The organism is Fontimonas sp. FW305-C-3 (assembly GCF_058783185.1).
Map to the genome: position 1 here is coordinate 185,880 of NZ_JBYSYK010000005.1, position 18,809 is coordinate 204,688.

22 protein-coding genes are annotated in these 18,809 nt (G+C 66.0%); 14 read left to right on the forward strand and 8 right to left on the reverse strand.

Annotated elements, in window-relative coordinates:
- Positions 1-36: 36 nt before the first annotated feature.
- The 14 genes from AC3WUF_RS19535 to AC3WUF_RS19600 all read left to right on the forward strand — a co-directional run bounded on the left by AC3WUF_RS19535 (position 37) and on the right by AC3WUF_RS19600 (position 8,676).
- Positions 37-1,383: a peptidylprolyl isomerase gene (locus AC3WUF_RS19535; protein WP_492428773.1), complete on the forward strand. Its 1,347-nt coding sequence runs from the start codon at positions 37-39 to the stop codon at positions 1,381-1,383.
- 21 nt (positions 1,384-1,404) lie between these two features.
- Complete coding sequence (pdxA, locus tag AC3WUF_RS19540; protein ID WP_492428775.1) at positions 1,405-2,412, forward strand: 4-hydroxythreonine-4-phosphate dehydrogenase PdxA; 1,008 nt, start codon at positions 1,405-1,407, stop codon at positions 2,410-2,412.
- A complete protein-coding gene (gene rsmA, locus AC3WUF_RS19545) occupies positions 2,409-3,230 on the forward strand; it encodes a 16S rRNA (adenine(1518)-N(6)/adenine(1519)-N(6))-dimethyltransferase RsmA (RefSeq protein ID WP_492428777.1) in 822 nt (273 codons plus the stop codon). The genes pdxA and rsmA overlap by 4 nt, the downstream gene beginning before the upstream one ends.
- 81 nt (positions 3,231-3,311) lie before the next feature.
- The gene (locus AC3WUF_RS19550) at positions 3,312-3,752 is read left to right on the forward strand and encodes a universal stress protein (RefSeq protein WP_492428779.1); all 441 of its coding nucleotides are present in this window, start codon (positions 3,312-3,314) and stop codon (positions 3,750-3,752) included.
- 20 nt (positions 3,753-3,772) lie between these two features.
- Positions 3,773-4,123 (forward strand): hypothetical protein, encoded by a 351-nt coding sequence (locus AC3WUF_RS19555; RefSeq protein ID WP_492428781.1) that lies wholly within the window; start codon positions 3,773-3,775, stop codon positions 4,121-4,123.
- Positions 4,124-4,132: 9 nt separating this feature from the next.
- Positions 4,133-4,537, forward strand: a complete 405-nt coding sequence (locus AC3WUF_RS19560) for a VOC family protein (protein ID WP_492428783.1) — start codon at positions 4,133-4,135, stop codon at positions 4,535-4,537.
- A 160-nt stretch (positions 4,538-4,697) separates the two neighbouring features.
- On the forward strand, positions 4,698-5,120 hold the full coding sequence (locus AC3WUF_RS19565) for a hypothetical protein (RefSeq protein ID WP_492428785.1): 423 nt from the start codon (positions 4,698-4,700) through the stop codon (positions 5,118-5,120).
- Between the two features lie 22 nt (positions 5,121-5,142).
- Positions 5,143-5,607, forward strand: a complete 465-nt coding sequence (locus AC3WUF_RS19570) for a GNAT family N-acetyltransferase (protein WP_492428787.1) — start codon at positions 5,143-5,145, stop codon at positions 5,605-5,607.
- Positions 5,604-6,062, forward strand: a complete 459-nt coding sequence (locus AC3WUF_RS19575) for an SRPBCC family protein (protein WP_492428789.1) — start codon at positions 5,604-5,606, stop codon at positions 6,060-6,062. The genes AC3WUF_RS19570 and AC3WUF_RS19575 overlap by 4 nt, the downstream gene beginning before the upstream one ends.
- A 32-nt stretch (positions 6,063-6,094) precedes the next feature.
- On the forward strand, positions 6,095-6,577 hold the full coding sequence (locus AC3WUF_RS19580; RefSeq protein ID WP_492428791.1) for a YybH family protein: 483 nt from the start codon (positions 6,095-6,097) through the stop codon (positions 6,575-6,577).
- Positions 6,574-6,960: a DUF488 domain-containing protein gene (locus tag AC3WUF_RS19585; protein ID WP_492428793.1), complete on the forward strand. Its 387-nt coding sequence runs from the start codon at positions 6,574-6,576 to the stop codon at positions 6,958-6,960. Before AC3WUF_RS19580 ends, AC3WUF_RS19585 begins: the two co-directional genes overlap by 4 nt.
- Positions 6,961-6,989: 29 nt before the next feature.
- On the forward strand, positions 6,990-7,712 hold the full coding sequence (locus tag AC3WUF_RS19590) for a hypothetical protein (RefSeq protein WP_492428795.1): 723 nt from the start codon (positions 6,990-6,992) through the stop codon (positions 7,710-7,712).
- A gap of 17 nt (positions 7,713-7,729) precedes the next feature.
- Positions 7,730-8,158, forward strand: coding sequence for a VOC family protein (locus tag AC3WUF_RS19595; RefSeq protein ID WP_492428797.1), 429 nt, complete (start codon positions 7,730-7,732; stop codon positions 8,156-8,158).
- Entirely contained in the window at positions 8,155-8,676 is a 522-nt protein-coding gene (locus AC3WUF_RS19600) for a hypothetical protein (protein ID WP_492428799.1), read from the forward strand. The genes AC3WUF_RS19595 and AC3WUF_RS19600 overlap by 4 nt, the downstream gene beginning before the upstream one ends.
- Before the next feature lie 3 nt (positions 8,677-8,679).
- Here AC3WUF_RS19600 and AC3WUF_RS19605 read toward each other — a convergent pair whose 3' ends face one another.
- The 8 genes from AC3WUF_RS19605 to AC3WUF_RS19640 all read right to left on the reverse strand — a co-directional run bounded on the left by AC3WUF_RS19605 (position 8,680) and on the right by AC3WUF_RS19640 (position 18,773).
- Positions 8,680-11,652, reverse strand: a complete 2,973-nt coding sequence (locus AC3WUF_RS19605) for a sensor domain-containing protein (protein ID WP_492428801.1) — start codon at positions 11,650-11,652, stop codon at positions 8,680-8,682.
- A gap of 121 nt (positions 11,653-11,773) precedes the next feature.
- Positions 11,774-13,495 (reverse strand): pilus assembly protein TadG-related protein, encoded by a 1,722-nt coding sequence (locus tag AC3WUF_RS19610; RefSeq protein WP_492428803.1) that lies wholly within the window; start codon positions 13,493-13,495, stop codon positions 11,774-11,776.
- A gap of 2 nt (positions 13,496-13,497) precedes the next feature.
- A complete protein-coding gene (locus tag AC3WUF_RS19615) occupies positions 13,498-13,803 on the reverse strand; it encodes a DUF3613 domain-containing protein (protein ID WP_492428805.1) in 306 nt (101 codons plus the stop codon).
- A 26-nt stretch (positions 13,804-13,829) separates the two neighbouring features.
- The gene (locus tag AC3WUF_RS19620; protein ID WP_492428807.1) at positions 13,830-14,495 is read right to left on the reverse strand and encodes a tetratricopeptide repeat protein; all 666 of its coding nucleotides are present in this window, start codon (positions 14,493-14,495) and stop codon (positions 13,830-13,832) included.
- On the reverse strand, positions 14,488-15,423 hold the full coding sequence (locus tag AC3WUF_RS19625) for a type II secretion system F family protein (RefSeq protein WP_492428809.1): 936 nt from the start codon (positions 15,421-15,423) through the stop codon (positions 14,488-14,490). Before AC3WUF_RS19625 ends, AC3WUF_RS19620 begins: the two co-directional genes overlap by 8 nt.
- Positions 15,420-16,343, reverse strand: coding sequence for a type II secretion system F family protein (locus AC3WUF_RS19630; protein WP_492428811.1), 924 nt, complete (start codon positions 16,341-16,343; stop codon positions 15,420-15,422). Before AC3WUF_RS19630 ends, AC3WUF_RS19625 begins: the two co-directional genes overlap by 4 nt.
- A complete protein-coding gene (locus tag AC3WUF_RS19635; protein ID WP_492428813.1) occupies positions 16,340-17,569 on the reverse strand; it encodes a TadA family conjugal transfer-associated ATPase in 1,230 nt (409 codons plus the stop codon). Before AC3WUF_RS19635 ends, AC3WUF_RS19630 begins: the two co-directional genes overlap by 4 nt.
- Positions 17,570-17,582: 13 nt before the next feature.
- Positions 17,583-18,773, reverse strand: a complete 1,191-nt coding sequence (locus tag AC3WUF_RS19640) for a CpaE/TadZ family protein (protein WP_492428815.1) — start codon at positions 18,771-18,773, stop codon at positions 17,583-17,585.
- Positions 18,774-18,809: the final 36 nt, after the last annotated feature.

The following is an 18,809-nucleotide window of genomic DNA, read 5'->3' on the forward strand; positions in this document are numbered from 1 at the left end:
CACCCGGGCCCCACCTGTCTTTAAGACCCTGCGCTCATGAAGCTGATGTCTGCCAATTCCGCCCCGTCCGCCCTCGCCAAACCGGTCGTCAGCCTGTTGCTGGCCTGCTCCGCGCTGCTGGCTCCTCTGGCCGTCTCGGCCGGCGAGCCGCTGGACCGCATTCTTGTCGTGGTCAACGACGGCGCGCTGCTGCAAAGCGAGCTGGAACAGGCGATGGGCGACGCCAGGCGCCAGATCAAGGAGCGCGGCATCGCCTCGCCGCCGGAAGCCGCGCTGCGCAGCCAGGTACTCGAGCGCCTGATCCTGACGCGCATCCAGACTCAGCGCGCCCAGCAGGCCGGCATCCGCGTCGACGATCGCGAGCTCAACGAAGTGCTCGGCAACATCGCCAAGCAGAACAGCATGAACCTGGCCGAGTTCGCCGATGCCGTGCGCAAGGACGGCCTCGACTACCTCGCCGTTCGCGAGCAGATCCGCGACGACGTCACGATCCAGCGCCTGCGCGCCCGCGAGGTCGACAGCCGCGTCAACGTCACCGATCAGGACGTCGATGCGATGCTCGCCAATCAGGGGGCGGACTCCAACGCCGAATTCCGCATGTCGCACATCCTGATCTCGGTCCCTGAAGGCAGCAGCGCACAGGCCCGCGATACCGCCCGCGCGAAGGCCGACGGCCTGCTCAAGCAGATCAACGACGGCGCCGACTTCGCCGAACTGGCGATCGCCAATTCCGACGGCCAGCAGGCCCTCAAGGGCGGCGACCTCGACTGGCGCCGCGCCGACGATCTTCCCGAACTGTTCGCCAAGGAAGCCGGCAAGCTGTCGCAGGGCCAGGTCAGCAGCGTGATCGAGACCTCCGGCGGCTTCCACATCATCAAGCTCGTCAGCATCCGCGGCGGCGAAGAACGCAAGATGGTCACCGAGAGCCACGCGCGCCACATCCTGCTGCAGCCGAACGCCGTGCGTAACGACGACCAGAGCCGCCTGCTCGCGCGCGACATCTACAACCGCCTCGTCGCCGGCGAGGATTTTGCCGCGCTGTCGAAGGAATACTCGGACGATCCGGGTTCCAAGAACAGCGGTGGCGATCTCGGCTTCCAGCCGCCCGGCGTGTTCGCGCCTGAATTCCAGGTGCGCATCGACCAGCTCAAGCCGGGCGAACTGTCGACGCCGTTCCGCACGCAGTTCGGCTGGCACGTCGCCGGCCTCATCGAACGCCGCACGCGCGACACCACCGACGAGTCGCGCCGCGCACGCGCACGCGCTTCGATCGGCAACCGCAAGGCGGCCGAAGAGTACGAAACTTGGTTGCGCCGCCTGCGCAACGAAGCCTATGTCGAGTACCGGGTCGCCGAGGACGCGGCGGCCAATCTGAAGTCGTAAAAAACCTGCCGTGAGCGATGCGTGAGTCCTGAGCCCCTTCGGCCGCGCATCGCCATCACCCCCGGCGAACCCGCCGGCATCGGCCCCGATCTGGTCTGCGCACTCGCGCAACAGGCCTGCGGGGCCGAACTCGTTGCGGTCTGCGATCCCGATCTGCTGAGTCAACGCGCGCAGCAGCTGGGGCTGCCGCTGGAGCTGCGGATGCTCGACAGTGCGGCAGCGCCGCAAGCTCAGACCGCAGGCACGCTGCGCATCTTGCCGGTCGCGCTCGGGGCCAAGGTTTCTCCGGGCAGTCTCAATCCCGCCAACGCGCACTACGTACTTGAAACCCTGCGCCTGGCCGCCGGCCTGTGCCGCGACGGCATCGCGCAGGCGATGGTCACCGGACCGGTGCAGAAGAGCGTCATCAACGATGCCGGCATTCCTTTCTCCGGCCATACCGAATTTCTTGCCGAGTTCTGCGCCGCACCGCTGCCGGTGATGATGCTGGTCGGCGGCGGCCTGCGTGTCGCATTGGCGACGACGCATCTTCCGCTGCGCGCCGTCGCCGATGCGATCAATGCGCCGTTGCTCGAGCAGGTGCTGCGCATCCTCGTCAAGGATCTGCGTCAGTACTTCGGCATCGCCGCGCCGCGCGTGCTGGTCTGCGGACTCAATCCGCATGCCGGCGAATCCGGACACCTTGGCCGCGAGGAACTCGACGTCATCATTCCGGTGCTCGAGCGCCTGCGCGGCGAAGGCCTGCTGCTGACCGGCCCGCTGCCGGCCGATACGCTGTTCACGCCCAAGCATCTCGATCAGGCCGACGCCGTGCTCGCGATGTTTCACGACCAGGGCCTGCCCGTCCTCAAGTACGCCGGCTTCGGCTCCGCTGTGAACGTCACGCTCGGCCTGCCGATCATCCGCACGTCGGTCGATCACGGCACCGCGCTCGATCTGGCCGGCACCGGCCGTGCCGACAGCGGCAGCCTGCAGGCCGCGCTGCAACTCGCCATCCAGCTCGCCAATGCACGCGCAGGTTCCGCATGAAACATAAACCGCCGCCAAAGAAGAACGATGGCGACATGGCCAAGAAGCGCTTTGGCCAGAACTTCCTGCACGACCAGAACGTCATTGAGCGCATCCTGCGCGCGGTCAATCCGCAGCCGGCCGATCCGCTGATCGAGATCGGGCCGGGCCTTGGTGCACTGACGATTCCGCTGCTCGCCAGGATGGGCAAGCTGACCGTCATCGAGATCGACCGCGACGTGATTCCGCTGCTGCGCGAACGCTGCGGCGCGCAGGCGCAGCATCTGACGATCATCGAGGCCGATGCGCTGCGTCTCGACTACCGCACGCTGGCGCCCGCCGGAACCCCGCTGCGCCTGGTCGGCAACCTGCCGTACAACATCTCGACGCCGCTGCTGTTCCATCTGTTGTCGCAGGCGGACAGCGTGCGCGACATGCATTTCATGCTGCAGAAGGAAGTCGTCGACCGCATGTGCGCCGGCCCGGACGACGATGCCTACGGCCGCCTGTCCGTTGCACTCGCCGCGCGCTGCGAAGTCAGCTATCTGTTCCATGTCGGCCCCGGCGCATTCACACCGGCGCCGAAAGTCGACTCCGCCGTCGTCCGCCTCGTGCCGCGCAAGCCGGATTTCGAGATCGTCGATCTGAAGCTTTTCGATCAGGTCGTCACGCAGGCGTTCTCGCAACGGCGCAAGACGTTGTCGAACGCGCTCAAGGGCACCGCCGACAGCGCGCAGATGGAACGCGCGGGCATCAGCCCGAAGGCGCGCGCCGAAACCCTGCATGCACGCGACTACGCGCGACTGACCGCCGTGCTGAAGGACAGCGGTTCAGTTTGAAGCAAGCCTGAGGCCGGCGTCGGCTGGCATCTGTCGCGCATTAGCGGGACACTGGACCTCCGCAGACGAAACGGAGCCCCCATGGCCACCTACACGCACCTGCTGGCAGCGATTGCCCTCGACGAACACGGTGAAGGTGTTGCCGTGCGCGCGAAGACACTCGCCGCTGCTTTCAACGCCCGACTGTCGATCGTCCACGTCGTCGAATACATTCCACTCGAAACCGGCGAAGCCATCATGGCCGCGCCGCCCGATCTGGCGCTGCAACTCCAGCAACAGGCAGAGACGCGTCTGCGCGAGATCTGCGAGCGCCATCAACTGACGCAGACCGCGCTGTGTGTCGCCAGCGGCGGTGTTGCCAGCGAAATTCACCGCACCGCGGCAGAGGTCGGTGCCGACCTCATCGTCGTCGGCCATCACCCGCGTCACGGACTCTCGTCGCTGTTCAACCACACAGAACAGAACGTATTGACCCGCGCGAAGTGCGACGTGCTCGCGGTGTGCATGACCGACGAAACCTGAAGATCTGTTTCGCTCTCTTCATGAACCTGGCAAGCAAATCGGACGCGGAGATTCTGGCGATTGCCAATCCGATCATGGACCGGCTGATGGAAGCCTCCACGGCGATCGACTACGAACGGCATGTGCAGGATTTCACCGACCGTGCAAGACGCGCCTTGCCAGCGGATCGCTTTCGCGCAGCCTGCGCGGCCTACCAGGGCGCGAAGGGTTTTTTCGCCAGACGCGAGGCTGTCGCCGTCTTCCGCCGGCCGGATTCGTTGGCAATCATCTGGCGTCAGTGGTTCACCGAGCATCCCGGTGAGTTCGTCGCGGAGATGGTCCTGGTGGAACGCGACGGCAAGCACCAGGTCGACCACGTGATGATTTTCTAGAGTCGTTACATGAACCTGCTCGTCAACATCGATGTCGCCGATCTCAACCAGGCCATCCACTTCTACACTTCGGCGTTCGACCTGACGGTCGGCCGGCGTTTCGGCGCCGGCGGCGCCGAACTGCTGGGCGGCAATGCGCCGATTTATCTGCTGGTCAAGGATCAAGGCAGCAAGGCCGCCGAAACCAGCGAGCAGCGTCGCTCCTACGAACGGCACTGGACGCCAGTGCATCTCGATATCGTCGTCGACAATATCGAGGCGGCGCTCGACAAGGCGATCGCAGCCGGCGCTACGCTGGAGAAACCGGCAGTCACCAGCAAATGGGGCAAGCTCGCATTGCTGGCCGATCCCTTCGGGCACGGCCTGTGCCTGGTCGAGTTCGTCGGCCGCGGTTACGACGAGATTGCAGACTGATCTGATTGCCGAGCGCGACGGGCGCTGGATTTCCGGCGGCTTTGCCGTACCGGTCAGGCTATATTGATCCGGCGTGCCGTATCGGGGGACTCTGCTCGCATCGGCTTTCTGCGGTCGGACAGGTTCTGGCGCGGCACGCTCCGGCCTCGGGGGTTTCGGCATGCATCCGTTCCACATTCTGTTCACGATTTTTGCTTCGATCAGCCTGCTGGGATTCGGCCTGATGCTGCGCTGGGAACGCCGCCAGTTCCTGCAGCGCAATCAGGGCGGCCCCTGGCTCGTCGTCCGCCTCGCGACGATACCGATCGCGCTGCTGACCGCGGCGCTCGTCATCCTTCCCGCACGCGCCACGCCGGGCATGGAAGGACTTGGCGTCTTCTACGTGATGTTGCTCGTCATCGCGCCGCCGCTGTGGGTCGGCGCGCACTGGCTCGTCGGCCGGATCGTGCGTCCCGCGCTGAACTTCAACGAGTCGCTGCAGATCGCCGCGTCGCCGATCTTGTTCATCATCGCCGTGAGCGCGATCGCGCCCATCCTGCAGGGCGCTGCCTGGACCGCGCTGCGGACCCTCGGACTCGATTGACGCTCAGCCCTTGGCAAGAACAATGAACCTGCGCAACTACCGCGACACGGATGCCGCAACCCTGGCGACGCTGTTCACCGAATCGATCCACGCCCTCGCAGCCGGCCATTACAACGCAGAGCAGCGCGCCGCCTGGGCACCGGTGCCACCGGACCTCGTCGAGTGGCAACAGCGCTTCCAGCGTCTGTCGACACTGGTGGCGGAGCACGATGGCGCCTGTCTCGGCTTTCTGTCCTTCGAGGACGACGGCCACATCGACCTGTTGTACCGGGCGCCTGATGTCGCGCAGCGCGGCATCGCAGCCACCCTCCTGCACGAGGCTACCGCGCGTCTGCGAGCCCGCGGCGTGCGCACGCTCTTCACCGAGGCCAGCCTGGTCGCCAGGCCGTTCTTCCAGCGCGAGGGATTCGAGATCGTCGAGGAGCAGCATGTGTTCAGACGCGGGGTCGGCTTCAGAAGGTTCGCCATGAGAAAGGAACTGCCGTGACAAGCGCGATCCGCAACAGCATCGAGATCGGCTGCACACCGGCCGACCTTTACGCCTATGTCACCCAACCCTGGCGCTGGCACGAATGGCATCCGAACTCGAAGTCGGCAGCCGCGACCGTCGCCACGCTGCAGGCTGGAGACAGCTTCGACGAAGTCGTCGAGATTCAACCGTTGGCGCCGCTGCCCTTGCGCATGCGCAGAGCGACGCGCTATCGCGTTCTGTCCGCCGAACCGGCATTGCTATGGCGGGTCGAGGGCAGGATGAAGGATGGCTGGCTGCGCATCGAGTACGAGTTCGAGCCGATTGCGGCCGGCACCCGGTTTACGCGCACGCTCAGCTACGGCGTCAGCGGCATCAATCGGCTGCTGATGCCCTTGCTGCGACCACGAATGGCCGCGATGTCCCTGCTTGCATTGTCGAATCTGAAACAGCGGATGGAAGCAACGGACTGAAGGCGCAAACCTTGAAGATGACGGAGAGCCGCATGAAGAACATCATGAAACAATGGTTGCGCACCGCGGGCTTCGGCGCGCTGGCTGTTGCGTTCTCGGCGGGGCCGGTCATCGCCGCACCGCCCACCGCGCAGGAACAGGTCTTCGCCGCCGAACGTGCGTTCGCGAAATCCATGGCCGATCGCGATCTGAAAGCGTTCTCCGTGTTTGTTTCGGACGAAGCGGTGTTCTTCGGCAGCACCAATGTCCTGCGTGGAAAACCGATGGTCGTCGAGGCTTGGTCCGCCTTCTTCAAGGGCCCCGCACCATTTTCATGGGCGCCGGATCAGGTCGAAGTGCTGGAGTCCGGCACCCTGGCACACAGCTCTGGTCCGGTCTGGGGTCCGGACGGCAAGCTCGTATCGCGCTTCAATTCGATCTGGCGACTCGAAGGGCCCGGCACCTGGCGCGTCGTCTTCGACAAGGGCAGCCCCTTGAGCGCTGCGGAGCAGAAGGCTGCGGGCGCACCGCAGTGAGCGTCCGCATCGTACGGCTGGGCAGCGTACGCAGCGCTGGAGAAGGCCTGCGCATCGGCACGGTGCGGCGGCCGCCGCGCGGCGTACCGAAAGCCGAGTTCTCCACGCAGAACTGGTACGACGTCTGGTATCCCGAGCTCGCACCGAGCGTCGATACCCTCAAGCGCGGCCAGCAGGCGCAGACCGCCGCGCAGTGGGCTGCATTCATGAAGAAGTACCGCGCCGAAATGGCCAGGCCCGAAGCGAGCCGCACGCTGGAACTGCTGGCGGCGCTGTCACGGACCAGCAACTTTTCGGTCGGCTGCTACTGCGAAGATGAATCGCATTGCCATCGCTCGATCCTGCGTGAACTGCTGCGCGAGAAAGGCGCGAAGCTTGCATAGCGAATCATGACCAGCCTCAGGAGCCTGCCTTGAGTACCGCGCACCCGCCACCGCTATTTCATCTGCCGATCCGCGAATGCTTTCCTGGGGTCTGGCTGGCATCGAGCTCGATCGAGATGACGATCCCCCTCAGGATGAAGATCACGTTCAGCCGCAACATGGTCGCGGTGCTGACCGGCGAAGGCTGGGTGCTGCTGAATCCGGTCCGGCTCTCCGACACTGCCGAGGCGGCCTTGCTGGCCATCGCGCCGTTCAGGCATGCCGTGCGTCTTGGCGGCCTGCATGGCCGCGATGATCGTTACTACGTCGAGAAGTTCGGCCTCGAGTTCTGGGCTCCACCGGGAATCCACAGTTACGCCGAACCGGCGATCGAGCACACGCTCAGCCGCGACGGCGCCTTCCCGATCCCCGGCGCCAAGGTCGAAGTCTTCAGCAGCGGCAAACTGGCCGAGTGCGTGGTCTGCCTGCCGCAGCATCGTCTGCTGGTGACCTGCGACAGCGTGCAGCACTACGAGAAGGACCGCTTGATCTCGCCGCTCGGTCGCGCCGTCATGTATCCGATGGGCTTTTTCACGCCCTGCGTCATCGGTCCGATCTGGTTGAAGATGACGACGCCGAAGCACGGCTCGATGCGTGCCGATTTCGAACGCGTGCTGGCTCTCGATTTCGACAATCTGATTGCAGGCCACGGCACGCCGAAGCTGGGCGGCGCCAAGCAGGCACTGGCCCGCAACGTCGCAAAACTGCCCTGAGCGAGGAGAGAACGGCCATGGCCAGCATCAACGGCATTGCACACATCCAGCTGACCGTGCTCGACATGGCGCGTTCGATTCCGTTCTACGAGAAGCTCCTGCATTCTCTGGAGATGGTCACGCTGGTCAACAACCCACAATACTTCTACTGCATCGGCGGACGTACCGGCGTCGCGATTGCACCGGCCGCTGCGGAATTTCGCGAGCAGACCTACAACCAGCTGCGCGCCGGCCTGCATCATTTCTGCTTCAGGGCACGCAGCCGCGAGGACGTCGACGCGATCTACCAGACCGCGCTTGCGCTGTCGGCCAAGATCATTCGCGCACCGCAGGACGGCAGCTGGGCACCAGGGTATTACTCGGTGCTGTTCGAGGATCCGGACGGCATTCGCATCGAGGCGAACTTTGTTCCGGGCAAGGGGCATCTCGAGCATCGTCAGCCGTGAGTCCGCCGCCGATACACAAGGGCGAACTGCCGGCGACGGCACTGCTGCGCAAATATGGGCAGGGCTATACGGACTGCTATTGGATCAACATTCCACAATCCGTATCGCAGGCGGACTACGTGCAGGCCTTCTGCACCGCGGGCGTCTTTCGCATCGAGAGAAAGCTGCTGGCCTGGTTCGTCGCGCGGCCGTCGACCGATGCTCAGGCTCAAGAGCTCGCCGCAGGCACGCGCGACGCCTACGCCGCCTGGGCGGTCGAGGCGCGCGCGCCGGATCAGTTGCTGATGCGCGATTTCACCGGACGTACGCGGCTATGGCTGATGAGCGTGGCGGATGCCGGGCAGCGCACGACACGGCTCTACCTGGGCTCCGCCGTCACGCCGGTTGTTGCCGGCCGCAGCGGCAAGGCGTCGATGGGATTCATGTTCCGCGCCCTGCTCGGCTTCCATCAGCTCTACTCGAGAGTCCTGCTGCGCACCGCGGCAGCGCGGGTGCTGAGCACCGCAGCGCCGCAGTAAGGTTCAGCGGGTCACCGCGGCGCCGGCAATCAACTCGATACCGGCGTCGCGACAGGTCGCCGCCCCGGAGGCATCGCCGACTTCGGCCGCAATGAAGATTGCCTGCGGCGACGCCGCCGCGCGGATCGCGGCCAAGCCTTCCCGATTCGCGCACTGGCTGGCGTCGAGCACGACATAGGACAGCGTCACCGCCTCCGGCACGGTCGCCGGCCAGGCGTTGAAACCGCGCAGCGCAAAGCGCAGACCGCGATCGAGCAGCGGCTGGATTCCTTCGTAACGATCGTGAAACTCGATCAGACCATCGGGCGACAGGCTCAGCACCAGCTTCTCGATCGGCACGCTGTAGCGCTGCAGCAATCCGCCGAGATGGCGCGCAAATTCATGGTCGCGGAACTGCCAGCCGGAAATCGGAATGATCATCACGGCCGGCGACTCGCCGCGCTCGGCAAGGGCGCCGAACTGCTCGCAGGCGCGGCACAGCAACCAGAGTTCAAGATCCGCGCGCAGACCCGCGCGGGTCGCGACCTGCAGGATCTGCTGCTGGTCGATGTCGCCGTAATCCGGATGGCGCCAGACGATGCCTGCCAGCACAGCCGCAACATGACTTTCGCTGTCGAGGGCGGGCGTGACCACCAGCTGGAACTGGTTGAGCGCGACCGCGGCATGGATCTCACGCTCCAGGCGCAGCTCGCGTTCACCGCGGGAATCGTTGCTGCCGGAGAAAATCTCGTAGCGACCGCGACCGCGCTGCTTCGCGAGGTACATCGCCGTGTCGGCATGGCGCAGCAGACCCTCGGCATCGCCATCGTCGAGCGGGCTGAGCGTATAGCCGATGCTCGGCAGGACCGTGATCGAAGGACCGCCGAGGTCCATCGGCTGCGCGAAACGCTCGAGTATCTGCTCGGCGATCTCCTGCGCCCGCAAAGGCGTCTCCAGATCCGACACGAGCACGACAAACTCGTCGCCGGCCAGGCGTGCGACGGTGTCGACCGGCCGCACCACCGCCCGCAGGCGGTCGGCGGTGGTGCGCAACACCTGATCGCCGACGTCGTGCCCATACTGGTCGTTGATCAGCTTGAACCGGTCCAGATCGACGAAGAACACACCGAGCAGCCGATCGCTGCGGCGCGCATCGGCGACCATGCTCTGCATGCGCTCGAACAGCATCACGCGGTTTGGCAGACCCGTCAGCGCGTCGAACAGCGCCATCTGGTTGAGCTTGATCTCGACGGCCAGGCGCTCGGTGATGTCGGTCGCGATCGCCATGAACACGGGTGGCTCTTCATCGGGCGAGTAGTTGAGGCGCACCTCCACCGGGTAGCTGCTGTCGTCCGCACGCCGGTGCCGACAACGGTAGACCAGATGCTCGCGCTCGCCGCGGCGCAGGCTTTCCAGATAGTTTTCCAGTGTCTCGCGATCGAGTTCTTCACTGATGTCCAGCGGACCCATGCGCGCGAGCAGGTCCGAGCGATAGCCCAGATTGTCCGTCGCGCCGCGATTGATCTCGAGGAAACACAGCGACTGCGCGTCGAAGATATAGACCTCTTCCTTGGCGCCGTCGAGCAGGCGGCCGAGACGGTTGGCCAGGTTCTCGCCGCGCAGCCGCTCGCTGATGTCGCGGATGATCACGACCAGCAACTGGGTGCCTTCGGCGCGCATCGTCTGCACCTGCAGCTCGACCGGGAAAGTCGTGGCGTCCTTGCGCCAGCCGACGACCTTGGGCAGCGCCGCCGCCGCGGCGCCGTTGACGAAGTCGGCGATGCGCACTGCCGGCACATTGAGAAACGGCACCGGCATCAGCTTGCTGACAGTGAAGCCATTCAACTCGTCGCGCGAGTAGCCGAACATGCGCTCGGCGCGTGCATTGGCCGAGCGCACCACACCGGCCATGTCGGTCGTCAGCAGGCCTTCGTCGAGATGATCGACGACCGCCTGCGCCAGACGCGCCTGGCGCTGCGTCTGCTGCAGCTCGCGCTGGTAGACGCTGGTGTCGCGGAACAGCAGCGTGATCGTATCGACACCGCCGTCGCGGCCGCGGTAGACATTGACGGTCAGCTCGACCGGCAGCACGCCGCCGGAGCGCTGCTTCAGATAGGCCGTCTGGGTTGGCGCCGGGCGCGAGCTTTCGTTGACGGTGTCGAGCACGCTGCTTTGCGGCATGCCGTCGGCGTCGACGACATGAATCACCGAACGCAGCAGGCGTCCGCTCGCGTCTTCCGCGCTCCATCCGGTCAGCCGCGATGCGGTCTGGTTGATCAGGCGAATGCAGCCGCCGCGGTCGGCGACGACGATGCCGTACTTGAGGACGTCCATCGTGCTCGCCGCGCGGTTGCGGAACTCGACACGATCGGCCGAGCCGAAATCCAGACCCAGATTGCCGGCGGGCGGCTGCGCCCGCGAAGTCCACAAGGGCTGCTTGCGCAGCTCGCGGCGGATGCCGATGACCAGCATCAGCAGCACCGGCAAGGCCAGCGCGACGGCGATCCAGCCGGCAAACCGCAGCGCCGTCACCGCTTCGACGCGAACGCCTTCGACATCGCCCAGATCGATCACGTAGTCGAGGCTTCCGAGCGCGCGCCGTTCGCTCGAATAGATCGGGCGCTTGCCCCGGCTGCCGACGAGGTCGTAGAGGAACTCGCGGCCGCGCTGCTGCAACTCGCGCGGCACCAGCGGCAGCCGCAGCGAGTCGAAGCGCCCGGCGCTGGCGAGGACCAGCCCGTCGACATCGCGCACCTGGATCGCCTTGAGCGCGAGATCGCGCCGCTGCATCAGTGCCTGGACCGTCGCCCCCAACTGATTCTGTCCGCCCGAGGTCCGCAACACCGGCGCCAGCGCCTCGAAGAGGGCGCCGCTGACGTAGTGATGATCGAGCCTCAACTGCAAGGCGCGCGCCTGCCAGCCGCACAGCGCCGCGAGGCCGATCAGCACGCCCAGGCAGGCCACTGACAGCACGGTGATACCCAGGCTTCTGTCCACACGCCAGCTTTGGCGCACGGCCTGCTCCTCTGTTTGACCGGTCCGGCGACGATCCGTCCTGCGTGATCGTGACACGAGCAACGCATCTCTTGCATGGCGGGCTCGCAGCCGCCGGGCTTACCTAGCGGATGAAGAGCTGCGGCTCCTTGCCGTCGACGCTCATCACCTGCACATCGGCCGTCCCGATGCTGAGCCCCGCGCTGCTCAGCACCTGCGCCAGCAAGGGATCGACCGTTCCCGCCAGCGCATCGGCAATGCCGGTTTGCACGGCCCGCTCGAGGGGAGCCTGAGCCAGATCCACCGCGGCCTTGACGACCGGGTTGAGCAAGCCGCTGAGCGCAGCACCGTCAGCCCCGAGCGGAATGATTTCCACCGAAAGCCGCAACTCGCCGATCAGCTGGCTGACGGCACGGCTCAGCATCTGCCGGTCCGAACCGCCGATCGCCTGCGGCTGCGACGGGAACGGTCCGGGGATCACCATCTCGCGCTGCCCGCTCGGAATCTCGGTCATCGCGGCGGCAAGTATCCTGACCCGCACCGGCACCGGGATGCCGAGCAAACCGGCGCCGAGCGCGCTGTCGATCAGCGCAACCGGCTCGGCTTGCAGTCTCGGCGCATTGATGTCCTGGAAGCTGCCGATGCCGAGGCGCGCCACACTCGAGCGCGCATCCACCGTGACGATATCTTCCGGCTGGCCGCTGCGCGCGCATTCGATGTCGGTGACGACGGCGGTGGCCTGCGCGATCTGCAGCCATAGCGGCAGACGAATTTCGGTGCCGAGCAAGGCCAGGGGAATGCGCACGTCGGCATTGACCAGCGCCTGCGTGTTCGATGCGAACTCCTCCGGGTCGCCGGCGCTCTGCGGCGTCAGGTCAGCGATCTCGCCCGGATCGATGACTCTGACCTGCGACACGGTGTCGCCGAACGGCGGCGGCAGGCGATAGAGCAGCTCCACCGCGGCCAGCTCCGAAGCGGCCTGTGTCGCCAGCAGCGTCAGTTGCGCGACGTTGACCTGCGGCGTATCGCCCAGAACGCCGTCGCCGATCGACAGGATGTCTTCGGGATTGATGCGCAGCTGGTTGTTGGTCACCGCGGCGAGCTGGCGCGCGACCGTTCCGGCCGCGGAGTTGCCGAGATCGAACAGCGCGGTCGCCAGATTGCGGAAGATGCCGGCGACCGGATAGGTCTGCGGAATCTCGTCGTCCTCGTCCGGCGGAAACACTTCGTTCAGGGGCACGGCGGCGGCGGCGAGGCTGTTGTAACCGAAAGCATCGATGTTCAGCGCGTCGTCGCGGCCGCTCAGAATCTGGCTCAGGTATCGGTTGAGTCCGGTCGGATTGGTCGACAGCAGCATACTGCCGACATGCAGGCTCGCACTGGGCCGCGAGCGCGCCGCGGCCGATGCGCGCAGTGTCGGCGGCGTCGGCATCAGCGGCAGCAAGCGCGTCGGCGCTGGCTGTCTGAGGCTGACGCGGACTGCGTTGTGCGCGGCCGGCGTGGACGGCTGGAATCCCCGCAGGCCGTTGTCGGCACGCACATCGAGGCCGATCTCGACCTGATCGGCGCTGACGTTGGCAGTGCGCCTGCTGTTGCGGGTGACGCTCTGCAGAACTTCGTTGTAGGCCGCGGTCGCCGGATCGTCGGGCATGCCGAGGCAACCGCCGGACACCCGCGCCGCGTCGAGCGCCGCCAGCTCGGTGACGCGTTGCAGATCGCGCTGCGCCGCATAGAGCCTGCCGACGTCGATCGCCAGCGCCAGCGCCGACAAGGCCGCGCCGATCGAGATCGCGGCGAAGACGCTGACCGCACCGCCTTGCTTCGCCGGGCGGTTGTTCAGGCGCATGCTCAGCCGCCGTCGCTACCCGCGCTGACGAAGTTGTCGCGCTTGAGAGATTCCGGAATCGGCCGGTCGAAGCTCTCGACGTAGCGCTGATACACCTTGTCGGCGATCTCGCCCGGCATCGGCCGCTCGTCGGTGGGGGCCGCACTGCCGCTGATCTGCAAATCCAGCCAGGCCTGCGTCGCCGCACCCTGCGGCGGCACCGGCTCGGCCGCCTGCGCCGCCGCCGCGAGCAGCAGAAACGCCAGCATCAGCATCGCCGGGATCGAAAGACGGATTGTGTTGACGGTGCTGTTCAGCGTGTTCTTCATGGCCTGGTTCCTCGCCGCAGTCGTATTCAAGGTCGCGTCTGCGCTTTCGACGTCATCAATGTACGCGCCTGCTGCCGCAGACGCTGTACGGTTTCCGGCGGCATTGCCGCCTCTTTGGCAAAACGCTGCACGCCGGCTTCGTCCCGGCGGACCATCAGCAACAGCATCAGGTTGTTGCGCGCCTTGTCGGAGCCCGGTGCCAGTTCCGCGGCCGTCGCCAGTTCGGCAAGCGCGGCGTCGTAGGCGCCGGCCCGCATCAGTGCGTAGCCAAGATCGTTGCGGATTTCCGAGTTCGTCGGCGCCCGCGTCGCGGCTTCCTGCAGATACGACACGGCACGATGGATATCGGTACCCGCGTGCAGCAGCCCCAGGCCGTGATAAGCCTGCGCGGCCAGCTTCGACTTCAGCAAACCGGTATAGAGCGCGTGCGCCTGCGGAATCTGGCCCAGGCCGCGGCGCGCTTCGCCCTCGAAATAACGCAGCAGTTCGGCATCGCCGCCGCCGCTGCGCTGGCGTTGCTGGATGTGCGCGAGCGCCGCGTAGTACTGGCCCTCGTCGAGCATGCCGCGGATCAGGTCGGCATAAACCTCACGATCAACAGACAAAGCTTCGGCGCCGCCGTCGTTTCGCGGCGGCGTCGCGCAGCCGCTCAAGACCAGCAGCACCGCGAGCGCTGCGGCCAGCCTAACCATTGATTTCACCCAGGGCACGGATCAGCGCCAGGAACGCGGGGCCGGAAACGAACACCAGCAAGGCCGGGAAGAAGAACAGCACCATGACGACCGTCATGCGACCGGACAGCAGATTGACGTGCTCGCGCAGGTCCAGGCTGCGTCGCTCTTCAAGCACTTCCAGGGTTTCGAGCAAGGGCTCGCGGATCTCGCCGCCGTAGCGATCGACCTGACGCAGCACCGACAGCACGGTCGACAGATCGTCGACCGCCATGTTGTCGGCCACGCTCTTGAGAACGACGGCGGTATCGCCGCCCGCCTCGATCTGGCGGATCGCCAGTTCGAACTCGCGGCCGATCTCGGGCAGCACGCCGCTGCCTTCACGGATCAGGCTCGCCAACGCCTGGCGCGTCGACAGGCCGGCCTCAAACAGCAATGCCAGCAGGTGAATCAGCATCGGCACTTCGGCCTTGATGCGCCGCTGCCGCGCCGCCGCCATGCCGCGCAGAATCCAGCGCGGCAACAGGAATGTGAAGACCAGCGCCGTCAGGCTGAGCAGCAGCGTCACCGAGCGATGCTTGTCGGTATCGGCCAGCACCCAATAGGCCGCGACCAGCACGATCGTCAGCACCGGCAGCACGCCCTGGAATACGTACCAGACCAACCGGCTTTCGGCGCTGCGCAGGTCGGCCTGCATCAGCAGGCGCGCACTTTCGCCGTCGCTGTCGACCAGACCCTCGAGCTTGCGCCCCCCGCGCGCGACGGACGTCAGCACGCTGTAGCGATCGGCCTCGTCGAAACGATCGCCGTCGCCGCGCTCCGGCGCCAGGCGTCGCTGCAGCTGCAGCTTGCCGCGCGCGCGCAAGCCGAGAATCACCAGCGTCGCGATGCCGATCAGGCAGACCAGGATCGTGCTGGCGACCAGAACACCGAAGCCTGTCGGGCTCATGCGCCGTCTCCGGTCGACCGCATCATCCGGTAGATGCAGAACACCCCGAAGACCTGCATGGACACCGAGAAAATCAGCAGCCAGCGACCGGTGCCGTCGGCCCACATGACCTGGTAGTAGCTGGGGTTCTGCGCAAATATGTAGGCCATCAGACCGATCGGGATGATCGACAGCACCACGGCGGAAAACCGGGTCTCGGCGGTCAGGGCGCGCAGCTCGCGCGCCGCCGTATCGCGTGCACGCACGGCCTGGATCAGGCTGCGTAGCACATTGCGCAGGCTGCCGCCGTACTTGCGGTTGATGGCCGCAGCCAGTGCCATCACCTTGAGATCGTGCAGACGATGAATCTCCGCGGTCTCGATCAACACCGATTCGATCGGCGCGCCGAGACGGACCTGGCGACCGACGCTGAGGAACAGCGGGCGGATCGGATCCTGCGCTTCGCGCGCGCTGGATGAAATCGCCTCGTCGAGCGTATTGCCGGCGCCGAGCACGCGGATCACGCCCTCGAGGAACGCCGGCAATTGCGAAACGATCTGCGCACGGCGCCGATCGGCGACGTGATTGAGCCAGGCCCAGCCCAGGGTCAGCAGCACTGCCGCGGTCGAGAAGCCGGCGAACAGGCCCAGCAATGCGATCGCCAGCACGACCAGCACGATGATGACCAGCAGCACGCGCGCGACCGCGGCCTGCGAAAGCTCGACGCCGGTGCGCCAGACCTGATAGCAGGCCCAGCGCAGCAGGGGATTGCGGATCTGCGCGCTGTCCTGGCGTCCGCCGGCCATGGCCGGTTCGGTGCCGGTGGCGCGCAGGCGCAGCAGGACTTCCTCTTCGTGCTCGCGCAGATTCGCGTGGGCGAACAGCCAGATCGCGACTGCGGCGAGCAGAACAGCGATCGCGAAAACGACGAACATGCTCATGCGCGCTGCTCCCGGCAATCGAGCAACTGTTTGAGGTCCAGGTCGTAGCGGAAGATTTCGCGCATCGCCAGACCCTGCGGCCCGACGCCCTCGACCGCGGTGATCGACATGACCCGGCGCTCGCCGCTCTTGAGTCGGCTGACGTGCACCAGCAGCTGGATCGCCGAAGCCACCTGGCCGCGGAAGGTGATCTCGCTGCCGGCATAGCCGGCGAATCCGGCCAGCAACTCAAGGCGATGCAACGCATCGCGCGGGCCGTTGGCGTGCAGCGTCGTCATCGAACCGTCGTGGCCGGTATTCATCGCCTGCAGCATGTCGAGTACCTCGTCGCCGCGGACCTCGCCGACGACGATGCGATCGGGCCGCATGCGCAGCGCATTGCGGACCAGATCGCGCGCGGAGACGGCACGCTCGCCTTCCAGGTTCGGCGGACGGGTTTCAAGACGCACGACATGGCCGTGGCCCAATCTCAACTCGGCGGCATCTTCCACCGTGATGACGCGCTCGTCCTGCGGAATCCACTGCGCGAGCAGATTGAGGAAGGTGGTCTTGCCGGAACCGGTACCGCCGATGACGATCAGATTGGTGCGCTCGCGCACGCGATCCTGCAGGTAGCTCAGCGCCGCGGGGGTCAGCGTGCCGAAACGCAGCAGATCGTCCGCGCTCAGCGGCTGCTTGCGGAACTTGCGGATCGACAGGCAGGGGCCGTCGAGGGCGATCGGCGGAATGATCGCGTTGACGCGCGAACCGTCCGGCAGGCGCGCGTCGACCATCGGCGTCGATTCGTCGACGCGACGGCCGATCGGCGCGAGGATGCGCTGGATCACGCGGATGACGTGCGTGTCGTTGAAGAAGCGCAGCGGCTCGCTGTACAGCCGGCCTTCGCGCTCGACGAACACCGTGTTCGGACCGTTGACGACGATATCGTTGACGCTGTCGTCGTCGACCAGCGCCTGTATCGGTCCATAACCAACCAGCTCGTCGCGCGCATCGCGGGCCAGCACTTCGGACTCGCGCTGGCTGACCGGCAGGCGCTGTTCGATGATGTAGCGGCGCATCTGCTCCATGATGAAGCGATCGATCTTCGCCGCGTCCCAACCATCGATGTCCAGATCGCGCTGTTCGATCTGCTGGATCAGATGCTGGTGAAAGCTGTGCTTGAGCTGCTGATACTGCTCCGACAGGCGGAAGCGGGTGATCTGCAGATCGGGTGCGGAACTGTTCACGGTCGGAAATCGGCTAGCCGAGCAGGCGGCCCAACAAACCGGCGGCCGGCTTGTCCATGCGTTGCTGCGCCCCCATCAGCGCCGCGGCCAGGCGGCGGATGTCGGCGCAGAACGGATCCTTGGGCGCGGTGACGAACAGCGGCTCGCCGGCGTTCATCGACTGCACGCGTGCATGACCGCTGCTGGCGGACAAGGTACCGAGCACCGGCAGATCGAGAATCTCGGCGAGATTCTCCGGCTCCAGACCGAGACGGCGCTGGTAGCTGTCGACGACCAGCGCGGTACGGTCGAGCGGGCAGTCTTCGAGACGCAGCGCCCGCAGCAGGTACTTGCTGTGGCGCGACTTCATGATCGACTGATCCGACAGCAGCACCGAGCGATCGGCCTGCGTCAGCAATCCAGCCAGCGTGGTCAACGGCAGGTGGCCGTCGAAGGCGACGACGACGGCGGCAAACAATCCGCGCACGACCTTCAGCAACTTGATGAACTCGTCGAAATTGGTCGGCACCGGGCCGATCAGATCTTCCGGCAGGCTCAGCACGTACAGGCCGCTCGCGTGCTTGGAAAACGCGGTATCGACCAGGGTCTGGTCGCAGCGATAGACGTCGTTGACGGCGTCGAGCACGCTGTAGGCCTGGGTGATGTTCATGAAGATCGCGCCGGCACCGGCCGGCGAGGCGACATCGATGAACAGCACCTGCTCGGTACGCGGCAGCTGCGCCTGCACGGCCAGCGCCAGGTGCTCCGCGACGAAGGCGATGGCTTCGCTCGGATGCGGCCCGAAGACGCCGAACAGCTGGCCCTCCTTCTGCGCGGCGCGCGCCGTCGGCACGGTGCGACGCAGCAGCTTGCTCAGCAGCGCGGAGACATCGCCCTCATCGCGCCGCAGCACCAGAAAATCGCGCGCGCCGGCGCGCATCGCCGCGAGCACGATGTCCGGGTTGCTGTCGGCGCCGAGGCCGGCGAGCGGCAGATCCGGCATGCGCTCGGCGAGGCGCTCCATCATGCTGATGCGCGCATCGAGATTGCTCGCTTCGAACTGGAAGAACGCAACGTCGATGCGGCCCATCAGCTGGACGCGCTCGATCAGGTCCTCGGCGTCGAGCGGACGCACCAGCGAGAACTCGGCGCCCTGTCCGGCCGAGTTCTCGAGCCAGCTCACATAGACGGGATCGTCGGCGACAACGATGGCCTGGGTTTTCATGGGGCGGGCATCCAGTGATTTTGCGAAGTCTTGTTT

What these genes read in the sequence shown, in the direction of transcription:
- AC3WUF_RS19535 (WP_492428773.1), top strand. Translation starts at nt 37, where the DNA reads ATGAAGCTGATGTCTGCCAATTCCGCCCCGTCCGCCCTCGCCAAACCG.
- rsmA (WP_492428777.1), top strand. Translation starts at nt 2,409, where the DNA reads ATGAAACATAAACCGCCGCCAAAGAAGAACGATGGCGACATGGCCAAG.
- AC3WUF_RS19550 (WP_492428779.1), top strand. Translation starts at nt 3,312, where the DNA reads ATGGCCACCTACACGCACCTGCTGGCAGCGATTGCCCTCGACGAACAC.
- AC3WUF_RS19555 (WP_492428781.1), top strand. Translation starts at nt 3,773, where the DNA reads ATGAACCTGGCAAGCAAATCGGACGCGGAGATTCTGGCGATTGCCAAT.
- AC3WUF_RS19560 (WP_492428783.1), top strand. Translation starts at nt 4,133, where the DNA reads ATGAACCTGCTCGTCAACATCGATGTCGCCGATCTCAACCAGGCCATC.
- AC3WUF_RS19565 (WP_492428785.1), top strand. Translation starts at nt 4,698, where the DNA reads ATGCATCCGTTCCACATTCTGTTCACGATTTTTGCTTCGATCAGCCTG.
- AC3WUF_RS19570 (WP_492428787.1), top strand. Translation starts at nt 5,143, where the DNA reads ATGAACCTGCGCAACTACCGCGACACGGATGCCGCAACCCTGGCGACG.
- AC3WUF_RS19580 (WP_492428791.1), top strand. Translation starts at nt 6,095, where the DNA reads ATGAAGAACATCATGAAACAATGGTTGCGCACCGCGGGCTTCGGCGCG.
- AC3WUF_RS19595 (WP_492428797.1), top strand. Translation starts at nt 7,730, where the DNA reads ATGGCCAGCATCAACGGCATTGCACACATCCAGCTGACCGTGCTCGAC.
- AC3WUF_RS19610 (WP_492428803.1), bottom strand. Translation starts at nt 13,495, where the DNA reads ATGCGCCTGAACAACCGCCCGGCGAAGCAAGGCGGTGCGGTCAGCGTC.
- AC3WUF_RS19615 (WP_492428805.1), bottom strand. Translation starts at nt 13,803, where the DNA reads ATGAAGAACACGCTGAACAGCACCGTCAACACAATCCGTCTTTCGATC.
- AC3WUF_RS19620 (WP_492428807.1), bottom strand. Translation starts at nt 14,495, where the DNA reads ATGGTTAGGCTGGCCGCAGCGCTCGCGGTGCTGCTGGTCTTGAGCGGC.
- AC3WUF_RS19625 (WP_492428809.1), bottom strand. Translation starts at nt 15,423, where the DNA reads ATGAGCCCGACAGGCTTCGGTGTTCTGGTCGCCAGCACGATCCTGGTC.
- AC3WUF_RS19630 (WP_492428811.1), bottom strand. Translation starts at nt 16,343, where the DNA reads ATGAGCATGTTCGTCGTTTTCGCGATCGCTGTTCTGCTCGCCGCAGTC.
- AC3WUF_RS19640 (WP_492428815.1), bottom strand. Translation starts at nt 18,773, where the DNA reads ATGAAAACCCAGGCCATCGTTGTCGCCGACGATCCCGTCTATGTGAGC.